The sequence below is a fragment of the Pseudomonas asplenii genome, from assembly GCF_900105475.1.
GTDB lineage: Bacteria > Pseudomonadota > Gammaproteobacteria > Pseudomonadales > Pseudomonadaceae > Aquipseudomonas > Aquipseudomonas asplenii.
The window spans coordinates 1,577,021-1,588,993 of record NZ_LT629777.1 but is presented as its reverse complement, the minus strand read 5'-3'; the positions used below and the strand labels follow the sequence as shown (position 1 = coordinate 1,588,993).

Here is an 11,973-nt window from a genome sequence, read left to right as displayed (position 1 = left end):
CGGGCGAGCCCTGCTCCTACAGGATGTGGTGGGATCAGGCGTTCTGGCGGTGCTGCTTTTCCAGCTTCTTCTTGATCCGGTCGCGCTTGAGCGTGGACAGGTAATCGACGAACAGCTTGCCGTTGAGGTGATCGCATTCATGTTGGATGCACACCGCCAGCAGGCCATCGGCTTCCAGTTCGAACGGCTTGCCGTCGCGGTCCAGCGCCTTGATACGCACGCGGGTCGGGCGATCGACGTTTTCGTAGAAACCCGGCACCGACAGGCAGCCTTCCTGGTACTGGTCCTTCTCTTCGGTCAACGCCTCGAACTCGGGGTTGATGAACACCCGTGGTTCGCTGCGATCTTCGCTCAGGTCCATGACCACGATACGCTGGTGCACGTTGACCTGGGTCGCGGCGAGGCCGATGCCTGGGGCTTCGTACATGGTTTCAAACATGTCATCGATCAGTTGCCGCACCTTGTCGTCCACCTCGGCCACGGGTTTGGCGAGGGTGCGCAGGCGCGGGTCTGGAAATTCGAGGATGTTTAAAATGGCCATAGGCGTATTTGCTGCACATGTGAGGTAAAGTCAGAGACGGCTGCCGAAACATCCCGGCGGGATCGGCTACCGTTGTAAAACGTTCTCCCTGGGAGCGAGCCGCGGGGGCTCTGGCGTTTCACGCGAAGACACATGATAAAGGGATTCACTGCATGAGGAAAACACTACTCGCCCTGCTGCTGGCCTTTACCGGTGTCGTGCAGGCGCAAGTGCAACTCAAGGATGGTTATCCACAACGCTACACCGTGGTGCGCGGCGACACGCTGTGGGACATTTCCGGAAAGTTTCTTCGCGAGCCCTGGAAGTGGCCGCAGATCTGGCATGCCAACCCGCAGATCGCCAACCCCGACCTGATCTACCCCGGCGATACCCTGACCCTGCAGTTCGTCGACGGCCAGCCGCGGCTGGTGGTTGAACGTGGTGCCTCGCGAGGCACCATCAAGCTGTCACCGCAGGTGCGCCGCTCGCCGGTGGCCGATGCGATTCCCAGTATCCCGCTGGAGAAGATCAACGCCTTTCTGCTGAGCAACCGCATCGTCGACAGCGTCGAGGCGTTCAAGCGTGCGCCGTATATCCTGGCCGGTAGCAACGAGCGGGTGCTCAGTGGCATGGGCGACCGCATCTATGCGCGCGGTGCGTTCGATCCGGCGCACAACGTGTATGGCCTGTTCCGCCAGGGCAAGGTCTATACCGATCCGCAGACCAAGGAATTCCTCGGCATCAACGCCGACGACATCGGCACCGGTGAACTGGTGGCCACCGAAGGCGATGTCGGCACTCTGACGCTACGGCGGACCACCGAGGAAGTTCGGCTCGGTGACCGGCTGTTCGTCAGCGAGGAACGGCCGATCACCTCGACTTTCATGCCGAGCGCGCCCCTGGCTCCGGTCAACGGCGTGATCATAGATGTGCCACGAGGTGTTACACAGATCGGCGTCATGGACGTGGTGACGATCGACAAGGGACGCCGCGACGGATTGGCCGAAGGCAATGTTCTCGCGGTGTTCAAGACCGGTGAGACGGTTCGCGACCGGGTCACCGGGCAACAGGTGAAGATTCCCGACGAGCGTTCTGGCCTGTTGATGGTGTTCCGCACCTACGAAAAGCTCAGCTATGGTTTGGTACTCAATGCCACGCGGTCGCTGGCGGTGCAGGACAAGGTACGCAATCCGTAACGGCTTTCGCAGCGGCTGCGGCCGCTTGCTGAACAGGTTACTCACAGAGTTATCCACAGCTTGTCCGCTTTGATCACGACTGCCACGGATCAAGGATGAGCTGATGTCGCTGTCTGTTTGTACCTCCCTGTCGCCGGCGGAGCTGGAAGCCCGCCTGCGTCTGCATCGCCTGCCGGAGATCGGCCCCAGGCGTTTCCACCAACTGCTCGAAGCCTTTGGTTCGGCCTCCTCCGCCCTGAGTGCCCCGGCTGCCGCCTGGCGCTCGCTGGGGCTGCCCGCAAGCAGCGCCGAGGCGCGCCGCAGCCCTGCCGTACGCGATGGCGCCAGTGCTGGATTGGCCTGGCTAGAGCGTTCGGACCAGCATTTGCTGATGTGGGACCAGGTTGGCTACCCGGCGCTGCTGGCCGAACTGAACGATGCCCCGCCGTTGCTGTTCGTCGCTGGCGATCCGACGATTCTCGACAAACCGCAACTGGCGCTGGTCGGTAGCCGGCGCGCTTCACGACCGGGCATGGACACCGCTGCGGCCTTTTCCCGTAGCCTGGCCGCCGCCGGTTTTGTCATCACCAGCGGCTTGGCCCTGGGCATCGATGGCGCGGCCCATCAGGCAGCTCTGGACGTGGGCGGGTTGACGGTGGGCGTGCTCGGCACCGGCCTCGAGAATTTTTATCCACAGCGCCATCGTGCCCTGGCCCGGGCCATGATTGCCCAGGGCAGCGCCGTGGTTTCCGAGTTTCCCCTGGACTGCGCGCCGCATCCGGGCAACTTTCCCCGGCGCAACCGGATCATCAGCGGCCTGTCCCTGGGTGTACTGGTGGTCGAGGCCAGCGTGGCCAGCGGCTCGCTGATCACCGCGCGGCTGGCGGCGGAACAGGGGCGCGAGGTGTATGCCATACCCGGCTCGATCCATCATCCCGGTGCTCGCGGCTGTCACCAGTTGATCCGCGATGGCGCGGTGCTGGTGGAGACGGTCGACGATATCCTGCAGAACCTGCGGGGCTGGCAGCGCATGCCGGCCAGCGTGCAGCCCGAAAGCCCCACTCACCCGCTGTTGGCCTTGTTGCAGGTGGCCCCGCATAGCAGCGAGGCGCTGGCCCGCGCCTGCGGCTGGAGCCTGGCGCGGGTGCTGGCGAGCCTGACCGAGCTGGAACTGGAAGGCCGGGTTGCCAACGACGGCGGTCGCTGGTTGGCTCGCTTGGGGTAAACTGCCGGCAGCGTAAAAAACCGGAGAGCAAGCAATGGTCAAGAGTTGGCGTGTGCAAGAAGCCGCACGAGAAATTCGCGCAGGAGCGGTGATTGCCTATCCAACCGAAGCGGTCTGGGGGCTGGGGTGCGATCCCTGGAACGAAGAGGCGGTGGATCGGTTGCTGGCCCTCAAGAATCGTTCGGTGGACAAGGGCCTGATCCTGGTGGCCGACAATATTCGCCAGTTCGATTTCCTCTTCGAGGACTTCCCCGAGGATTGGATCGATCGCATGGCCAGCACCTGGCCGGGGCCCAATACCTGGTTGGTGCCGCATCAGGACCTGCTGCCCGAGTGGATCACCGGCCGACACGACACCGTGGCCTTGCGCGTCAGCGATCATCCGCTGGTGCGGGACCTGTGTTCGCTGGTGGGGCCATTGATCTCCACCTCGGCCAACCCGCAGGGTCGGCCGTCGGCCAGGACCCGCTTGCGGGTGGAGCAGTATTTCCGTGGGCAGCTGGACCTGGTGCTGGGTGGTCATCTGGGTGGGCGCAAGAACCCGAGCCTGATTCGCGATCTGGCGACGGGCAAGGTGGTGCGCCCGTCGTAGTGCTCACTGGCCGCTGCCACAGGGCAGCGGCCATCCCCACTACCTCAGGGCAACAACACCGTCGACCCGGTCGTCCGCCGCCCTGCCAGTTCGATCTGCGCCTTGGCCGCCTCGGCCAGCCCATAACGCGCGCCGATCTCGATCTTCAACTGCCCACCGATCACCAGCCCGAACAACTCGTCAGCCATGGCCTGCAACTGCTGTGGATTACTGGCATAGGTGCCCAGCGTCGGCCGGGTCACGTACAGCGAACCCTTGGCCGAGAGAATCCCCAGGTTGACCCCTTCCACCGCCCCCGAGGCATTGCCGAAGCTCACCAGCAGACCACGCGGCGCCAGGCAGTCGAGGGACGTCAGCCAGGTGTCCTTGCCGACACCGTCGTAGACCACCGGGACTTTCTTGCCATCGGTCAGCTCCAGCACCCGCTTCGCCACGTCTTCATGGCTGTAGTCGATGGTTTCCCAGGCGCCCAGTGACTTGGCATAGGCGGCTTTTTGCGCCGAACTCACGGTGCCGATCAGCTTCGCACCGATGGCCTTGGCCCACTGGCAGGCCAGCGAACCGATGCCACCCGCTGCGGCGTGGAACAGCACCGTCTCACCGGCCTTCAGTTCGTGGGTCTGGCGCAGCAGGTATTGCACGGTCAGGCCCTTGAGCATCACCGCAGCGCCCTGCTCGAAGCTGATCTGCTCCGGCAGCTTCACCAGATGGGCTTCGGGCAGCAGGTGAAACTCGCTGTAGGCGCCCAGCGGCCCGGTGCCATAGGCGACCCGGTCACCGACCTTGAAACGGGTGACCTCGCTGCCCACCGCGTCGACGATCCCGGCGCCCTCGCCGCCCAGTCCGGACGGCAGGCTCGGCGGTGCATACAGGCCGCTGCGCCAGTAGGTGTCGATGAAGTTCAGGCCGATGGCCTTGTTCTGTACCCTTACCTGCTGTGGTCCCGGCTCGGCGGGGGTGTAGTCCACGTACTCGAGGACTTCGGGGCCGCCATGGGCACGGAACTGGATTCGCTTGGCCATCGATACGCTCCTTGAACAGATTTCTTGGAAAGCCTGTAGACCCCCTATCGGACTCCTTCGTTTGACCTTCGTCAACTGCGACGGTCATGGGTGCGGTGTTATGCTACGGGCCCTTTGCCGCCGGCCGTCAGACGTGCCGCGTAGCTTTGCCCGATTCAAGGTGATGCCATGACTACCCGCACCGAAGCCGTTAAAGCCTACCTGCTCGACCTGCAAGACCGTATCTGCGCTGCGCTGGAAACCGAGGACGGTGGTGCGCGCTTCGTCGAAGACGCCTGGACCCGTCCGGCCGGCGGTGGCGGCAGGACCCGGGTGATCGCCGAGGGCCAGGTCATCGAGAAAGGCGGCGTGAACTTCTCCCACGTCTTTGGTGCCGGCCTGCCGCCTTCGGCCAGTGCCCATCGGCCGGAACTGGCCGGGCGCGGTTTCGAGGCGCTGGGGGTGTCGCTGGTGATTCACCCGCACAACCCCCACGTGCCGACTTCCCACGCCAACGTGCGTTTCTTCATCGCCGAGAAGGAAGGTGAAGAGCCGGTCTGGTGGTTCGGTGGTGGCTTCGACCTGACGCCCTACTACGGCAACGAGGAAGACTGCGTGCACTGGCACCGCGTCGCCGAGCAGGCCTGCGCGCCGTTCGGGGCGGACGTCTACCCGCGCTACAAGGCCTGGTGCGACAGCTACTTCCACATCAAGCATCGCAACGAACCACGGGGCATTGGCGGCCTGTTCTTCGACGACCTGAACGAGTGGGACTTTGACGCCTGCTTCGCCTTCATGCGGGCGATTGGCGATGCCTACATCGAGGCCTATCTGCCGATCATCCAGCGGCGCAAGGCGCAGGCCTGGACCGAACAGCAGCGCGAATTCCAGGAATTCCGTCGCGGCCGCTACGTGGAGTTCAACCTGGTGTATGACCGTGGCACCCTGTTCGGCCTGCAATCGGGCGGGCGTACCGAGTCGATCCTGATGTCGCTGCCGCCGCAAGTGCGCTGGGGTTATGACTGGAAGGCGGCGCCGGGCAGCGAAGAGGCGCGGTTGACCGAGTATTTCCTGCAGGATCGGGATTGGCTGGCGGTGTAGGCAAGGTTCATATCGCTGGAATCTGCGCCCTATTGATCTGACGGCTGGCTCCCCAGCCCACACAGGACCTTGTTTGATGGATCGTTACGTTGTCTTCGGCAATCCCATCGGCCACAGCAAGTCGCCGCTGATTCACCGCCTGTTCGCCGAGCAGACCGGTCAGCAGTTGGACTACAGCACGCTGCTGGCGCCGCTGGATGCTTTTTCCGGTTGTGCCCGGGCGTTTTTTCAGGAAGGCCGTGGTGCCAACGTCACAGTGCCGTTCAAGGAAGAAGCGTTCCGCCTGGCCGACAGCCTGACCGATCGGGCGCGGCGGGCCGGGGCGGTGAATACCTTGAGCAAGCTGGCCGATGGCAGCCTGCAGGGCGACAACACCGATGGTGCCGGGTTGGTGCGCGATCTGGAGGTCAACGCCGGTTTCAGCCTGCGGGGCAAGCGCATCCTGCTGTTGGGTGCGGGCGGTGCGGTCCGTGGCGCCCTGGAGCCGCTGCTGGCGCAACGACCGGCCTCGGTAGTGATCGCCAACCGCACCGTTGAGAAAGCCGAGTTGCTGGCTGAGCTGTTCGCCGATCTGGGCCCGGTGGCCGCCAGCGGTTTCGACTGGCTGCGCGAGCCGGTGGACCTGATCATCAATGCCACGTCGGCCAGCCTGTCCGATGAGGTACCGCCGATTGCGCCGAGCCTGGTGGAGTCGGGCAAGACGGTCTGCTACGACATGATGTACAGCAAGGAACCGACCGCGTTCTGTCGTTGGGCCAGCGAACACTCGGCGGCCGTGGCGCTGGATGGCCTGGGCATGCTGGCCGAGCAGGCGGCGGAGGCCTTCGAGCTGTGGCGTGGCGTACGCCCAGATACGGCACCGGTGCTGGCGGAGTTGCGGCGCCTGCTGGCCATCTGAATGCTAGCCAATCATTTGGTACCACCGCGCCCCCTGTAGGAGCGTGGCTTGCCCGCGAACCGCCAAAGGCGGCCATCATCCCGAGGCTGTGTGGCGCCGGTGAAATCGCATTCGCGGCGGTTCGGCGCCCCGACGAGCCCGGCTCCTACAAGGGGTGGCGTTGTACAGGGAAACAGCGGTGTATCAGGAGAGAGTGCTCAATCCTCGAAGCGGATCGGGCACTTATCCACACCCTCGAGTTTCACCAACTCCTCGACCACCTGCGCCCGTGCCTTGCGCAACGTCAGGCTGCGTCCCTCGCGGGCCAGCCGGCGCGCCTCCTGGTGCAGCATTTCCACCCCGGAATAGTCGATGAAGTTGATCTGCTGCGCCTCGATCACCACCCGTGGTCCCTGTAGCCGTTGCAGGCGCACCTGCAGGTAATGGCTGGCGCCGAAGAAAATCGAGCCGCCGACCCGCAGCACCTCCTCCTCGCCATCGCGCCAATGCTGTACCCGTGGCTGCGAGGTACGCTTGAGGTAGAAAAACAGCGAGGCCAATACCCCGGCATAGATCGCCGTCTGCAACTCCAGCAGCAGGGTTGCCACGCAGGTCAGGGTCATCACCACGAACTCGGCGTGGCTGACCCGCCACAGAGCCCGGATGCCACGATGATCCACCAATCCCCAACTGATCAGCAGGATGCTGCCGGCCATGGCCGGAATCGGGATATGGGCGATCAGCGCCGAGCCGCAGACCGCGAACAGCGCCACCCAGAGGGCCGAGAACACCCCGGCCAGCGGCGAGTGCGCGCCGGCTTCGTAGCTGAGAGCGGCACGGGTGAACGAACCGGCGGACAGGTAGCCGGAGAACAGGCTGCCGACGATATTCGACAGGCCCTGGGCACTGACTTCCTGGTTGGCATCGAGCAGTTGTTGCGAGCGGGTGGATAACGAGCGGGCAATCGACAGGCTGGTCACCAAACCGAGCATGCCCACGGCGACGGCGCTGGGCAGCAACCGCAGCACGGTTTCCAGGTCCAGCGGCAGCGGGCTGAACGGCGGCAGTTGTCCGACGAAGCCCTTGACCCGTTGCACATGGCCGAACAGCCCCGGCCACAACCAGACCAGCAGGCTGGCGAGCACCAGGGTGAACAGCAAGGTCGGCCAGCGCGGCAGCAGCGATTTGAGCAGCAGGCCGACCACCAGCGTCCCGAACCCGAGGGCCAGCGAAGGCCGGTCGAGCTCGCCGATATGCTGGATGAGCGCCAGCAGGCTGTTGAGTGCGGTGGCCTGGTTCGCCACATCGAGACCGAGCAGGTTCGGCAGTTGCCCGAGGGCGATGACCACGGCCGCGCCGAGGGTGAAGCCGAGCACCACCGAATGCGAGACGAAGTTCACCAGGGCGCCGAACCGCAACATGCCCAGCAGCCACTGGAAGATGCCGGCAATGAAGGTCAGCAGCAGGATCAGGGTGATGTAGTCCTGGCTGCCGGGAACGGCCAGCGGACTGACGCTGGCGAACAGGACAATGGAGATCGCCGCAGTAGGACCGCAGATCAGGTGCCAGGACGAGCCCCAGAGACAGGCGATCAGCACCGGGACGATCGCCGCATAGAGCCCGTACTCCGGCGGTAGGCCGGCGATCAGGGCATAGGCGACCGACTGCGGCAACGCGAGGATGGCACCGCTCAGGCCGACGATCAGGTCACGGCTGACACTGGCGCGGGTCTGCCGGGGCAGCCAGCTGAGAAATGGCAGGAGTGCGTGGCGGTTGGTCCAGCCCATGGCTCTCTCGGTTGGATAAGTCGGTGTCGGGGTGAGGAACAGTGTGTCAGCAGGCCTGGCATATGGGGCATGGGGTTTATTCCATACGCGAACTACAGGCCATACGTTGTCTTCTTGTGGGAGCCGGCCGGCTCCCACAAGAGCCCCGTAGGTGAGGCCGGACTCCCAGGCTCAGAGCTTGGCCTTCACCGCCGCCAGCCCATCCTGGCCATCTTCGGTTTTCACGCCGTCCAGCCACTTGTCCAGCACCGCCGGGTTGGCCTTGATCCAGGCCTTGGCCGCCTCGGTATTGCTGAGCTTCTTGTTCGTCACTTCGGCCATGATGCTGTTTTCCATGTCCAGGGTGAAGCTCAGGTTGGAAAACAGCTTGCCGACGTTCGGACAGGCCTGTGCATAATCCTTGCGGGTCACGGTATAGACGCTGCCGCTATCGCCGAAATACTTCTCGCCGCCCTTGAGGTAGTGCATCTTGATCTGCACGTTCATCGGGTGCGGGGTCCAGCCGAGGAACACCACGAACTTCTGCTTCTTGATCGACCGGCCGACCTCGGCCAGCATCGCCTGCTCGCTGGACTCCACCAGTTTCCACTGGCCCAGATCGAACTCGTTGTTCTTGATGATCTGTGCCAGCGAGGCGTTGGCCGGTGCGCCGGAGCCGATGCCGTAGAGCTTCTTGTCGAACTGGTCGGCGAATTTATGCAGGTCGGCGAAGTCATGCACGCCGGCGTTCCACACATAGTCCGGGACCGCCAGGGTGAACTCGGTCCCTTCGAGGTTCTTCGCCAGTTGCGTGACATCGCCATTGGCGATGAATTTGTCGTAGAAGCCCTGTTGCGCCGGCATCCAGTTGCCGAGGAACACGTCCACCTGGCCGTCCTTGAGGCCGCCATAGGTGATCGGTACCGCCAGGGTATCGACCTTGGACTTGTAGCCCAGGCTGTCGAGCAACAGGCCGGCGATGGCGTTGGTCGCGGCGATATCGCTCCAGCCCGGATCGGCCATTTTCACCGTCGCGCAACTCTGGTCGGCATGGGCGCCCAGGCTGCTCACGGTCAGCAGCCCGGCGCAGAGCATTGTGGATAACTTCTTCATGGCTTCCCCTTGTGTTCGTTATTGGTTTTGGCAGGGTTGTGGATAACGGGCCTTGCGCTCCAGATCGTCGAGGTCGATATGGTTGCGCATGTATTGCTGACTGGCGTCTACCATCGGCTGGTGGTCCCAGCTCTTCAGCGTTCCGAGGGCCAGGGCATCGGCGACGAAGCGCCGGCGCCGCTGGCTGGCGAGTACCTGTTGGTGGATCGCCGGGATATTCCATTTCGCCCGGGCTTCGGCCAGGAAGTCGTTGAACAATTGCTGGTGGTCCGGTGACTGGCTGAGTTCTTCCTCTTCGCGCGGATCGTTGTGGATATCGTAGAGCAGGCACGGATCGTCTTCGCTGTAGACGAACTTGTAGGCACCACGGCGGATCATCATCAACGGGCTGACGGTGCCCTCGGCCATGTACTCGCCGAACACTTCGTCATGCCCGCCCTCGCCCTTGAGGTGCGGCAGCAGCGAGCGGCCATCCAGCGGCAGGTCGGCCTGCAGGCTGCCGCCGGCCAGTTCCACCAGGGTCGGCAGCAGGTCGGCGGTGGACACGGCGGCGCTGACGCGCCTGGCGGCGAACTGTCCCGGCGCGCTGATCAGCAGCGGCACCCGGGCGGACATCTCGAACCAGTGCATCTTGTACCAGAGCCCGCGCTCGCCGAGCATGTCGCCGTGGTCGCCGGAGAACACGATGATCGTGTCATCGGCCAGGCCGATGTCTTCCAGGGTCTGCAGCAGCTTGCCGACGTTGCTGTCGATGTAGCTGCAGGCGCCGAAGTAGGCGCGGCGGGCATCACGGATCTTATCCACAGGCAGCGGCTTGCCCCACAGGTCGTAGACCTTGAGCAGGCGTTGCGAGTGCGGGTCGAGGCTGTCCTGGGGCGGGGTGTGCGGCAGCGGGATGTCCTCGTCGCGGTACAGGTCCCAGAACGCCTTGGGAATGGTGTACGGGTCGTGGGGATGGGTCATCGACACGGTCAGGCAGAACGGTCGGTCGCCGTCTTCGCGCACGTGGTCGTACAGATACTGTTGGGCCTTGAACACCACCTCTTCATCGAAATCCAGCTGGTTGGTCCGCACGCACGGGCCGGCCTGCAGCACCGAGGACATGTTGTGGTACCAGCTGGGGCGCACGTCCGGTTCGTCCCAGTTCACCGCCCAGCCGTAGTCCGCCGGGTAGATGTCGCTGGTCAGGCGTTCCTCGTAGCCATGCAGCTGGTCGGGGCCGCAGAAATGCATCTTGCCCGACAGCGCGGTGCGGTAGCCCAGGCGGCGCAGGTAGTGGGCATAGGTCGGTACGTCGGCGGGGAAATCGGCGGCGTTGTCATAGGCGCCGATGTTGCTCGGCAACTGGCCGCTGACCAGGGTGAAGCGTGAAGGCGCACACAGCGGGCTGTTGCAATAGGCCGCGTCGAAGACCACGCCTGCGGCGGCCAGGCGGCTCAGGTTCGGCAGCTTGATCGGCGACGGGCCGTAGAGGGGCAACAGCGGGGCGGCCATCTGGTCGGCCATGATGAAGAGAATGTTCTTGCGCTTCATGGTATCGCGGCGTTCCATAGTCGAATGTTATGCGATAGTGCTGCGATTGAGCATGTGGCCGTTGCCTATTGACGGTAAAGCCCACGCCACACAATGACTAGGATAAGTACAGCTTATGTTTGATGCGCTGGGTGAGTTGTCTCTCGACTTGCTGCGGGTGTTCGAAGCGGCGGCCCGTCATCGCAGTTTCACGGCGGCGGCAGTGGAACTGGGCACCACCCAGCCGGCGATCAGCCAGCAGATCAAGCGCCTGGAGGAACAGTTGGCGACGCGGCTGTTCGATCGCATCTACCGTGGCATCGAGCTGACCGAAGCCGGTTCGCTACTGTTCGAGCAGGTTCAGGTGGGGTTGCAGAGTATTGAAAGCGGCCTGAGCGCGGTGACTGCCCATAGCCGGCATGAGGTGCTGCAGGTGGCCACCGACTTTGCCTTTGCCGCGTACTGGCTGATGCCGCGCCTGCATCGCTTCCACGCGGCCAACCCGCAGGTCGACGTCAGCCTGGTGACCAGCGAGCGCAGTCACAACATGCTGCGTACCGATATCGACGTGGCCGTGCTGTTTGGTCAGGGCCGTTTCAAGCAGGGTGAGAGCCACTGGCTGTTCAGCGAGGAAGTGTTCCCGGTGTGCAGCCCGCAATTGCTGCAGGGACGCGAGCGGCCGCTGGCGACCGATGTGCTGCTGGAGTATCCCCTGCTGCACCTCAAGGGCGAGAGCAGCAGCCACTGGTTCGACTGGGCCGGGGTATTTCGCGAACTGGGCCTTTCCACCGCGCCGGCACCGGGACAGTTGCGCTTCGACAACTACACTCTACTGATCCAGGCGGCGATTGGCGGCCAGGGTTTTGCCATTGGCTGGCGGCACCTTGTGGATAACTTGCTGGAGCAGGGTTTGTTGTGCCGACCGATCAACCAGACGGTGCTGTCGACCTTCGGTTACTACGTGGTGCTGCCGCCGCGCAAACGACGCGGGCTGTTGATCCAGCGCTTCTTCGACTGGTTGATGGCCGAGCAGGCCAGCAGCGCGCAGTCACTGGTGGGACTGGGCTTGCCGTCGATTGCGGTGTAGCGTT

General features: G+C 64.0%; 11 protein-coding genes. 6 read left to right on the top strand and 5 right to left on the bottom strand.

The features are described from left to right. Positions 1-34 precede the first annotated feature (34 nt). Complete coding sequence (def, locus tag BLU37_RS07170; RefSeq protein WP_010447538.1) at positions 35-541, bottom strand: peptide deformylase; 507 nt, start codon at positions 539-541, stop codon at positions 35-37. A gap of 152 nt (positions 542-693) precedes the next feature. Here def and BLU37_RS07165 point away from each other — a divergent pair, with 152 nt between their 5' ends. The 3 genes from BLU37_RS07165 to BLU37_RS07155 all read left to right on the top strand — a co-directional run bounded on the left by BLU37_RS07165 (position 694) and on the right by BLU37_RS07155 (position 3,512). Continuing rightward, positions 694-1,716 (top strand): LysM peptidoglycan-binding domain-containing protein, encoded by a 1,023-nt coding sequence (locus BLU37_RS07165; RefSeq protein ID WP_090203564.1) that lies wholly within the window; start codon positions 694-696, stop codon positions 1,714-1,716. Positions 1,717-1,819: 103 nt separating this feature from the next. Continuing rightward, positions 1,820-2,920, top strand: coding sequence for a DNA-processing protein DprA (gene dprA / locus BLU37_RS07160; protein WP_010447536.1), 1,101 nt, complete (start codon positions 1,820-1,822; stop codon positions 2,918-2,920). 34 nt (positions 2,921-2,954) lie between these two features. After that, positions 2,955-3,512, top strand: a complete 558-nt coding sequence (locus BLU37_RS07155) for an L-threonylcarbamoyladenylate synthase (RefSeq protein WP_010447535.1) — start codon at positions 2,955-2,957, stop codon at positions 3,510-3,512. Positions 3,513-3,556: 44 nt separating this feature from the next. Here the strand turns inward: BLU37_RS07155 and BLU37_RS07150 are convergent, their stop codons facing one another. Further along, complete coding sequence (locus tag BLU37_RS07150; RefSeq protein WP_090203561.1) at positions 3,557-4,534, bottom strand: NADPH:quinone reductase; 978 nt, start codon at positions 4,532-4,534, stop codon at positions 3,557-3,559. Positions 4,535-4,702: 168 nt separating this feature from the next. Here BLU37_RS07150 and hemF point away from each other — a divergent pair, with 168 nt between their 5' ends. Both hemF and aroE read left to right on the top strand, forming a co-directional pair. Next, a complete protein-coding gene (gene hemF, locus BLU37_RS07145; protein ID WP_090203558.1) occupies positions 4,703-5,614 on the top strand; it encodes an oxygen-dependent coproporphyrinogen oxidase in 912 nt (303 codons plus the stop codon). Between the two features lie 76 nt (positions 5,615-5,690). After that, the gene (gene aroE / locus BLU37_RS07140) at positions 5,691-6,512 is read left to right on the top strand and encodes a shikimate dehydrogenase (protein ID WP_090203556.1); all 822 of its coding nucleotides are present in this window, start codon (positions 5,691-5,693) and stop codon (positions 6,510-6,512) included. Between the two features lie 197 nt (positions 6,513-6,709). On the opposite strand, the gene BLU37_RS07135 is transcribed toward aroE, so the two are convergent. The 3 genes from BLU37_RS07135 to betC form a co-directional block, all read right to left on the bottom strand. Continuing rightward, positions 6,710-8,278, bottom strand: coding sequence for a SulP family inorganic anion transporter (locus BLU37_RS07135; RefSeq protein WP_090203554.1), 1,569 nt, complete (start codon positions 8,276-8,278; stop codon positions 6,710-6,712). A gap of 171 nt (positions 8,279-8,449) precedes the next feature. Then, a complete protein-coding gene (choX, locus tag BLU37_RS07130; RefSeq protein ID WP_090203551.1) occupies positions 8,450-9,370 on the bottom strand; it encodes a choline ABC transporter substrate-binding protein in 921 nt (306 codons plus the stop codon). An 18-nt stretch (positions 9,371-9,388) separates the two neighbouring features. After that, entirely contained in the window at positions 9,389-10,903 is a 1,515-nt protein-coding gene (gene betC, locus BLU37_RS07125) for a choline-sulfatase (protein ID WP_090203549.1), read from the bottom strand. Between the two features lie 115 nt (positions 10,904-11,018). Here betC and BLU37_RS07120 point away from each other — a divergent pair, with 115 nt between their 5' ends. Further along, a complete protein-coding gene (locus BLU37_RS07120) occupies positions 11,019-11,969 on the top strand; it encodes a choline sulfate utilization transcriptional regulator (protein ID WP_010447528.1) in 951 nt (316 codons plus the stop codon). The last annotated feature ends 4 nt before the right edge of the window (positions 11,970-11,973 follow it).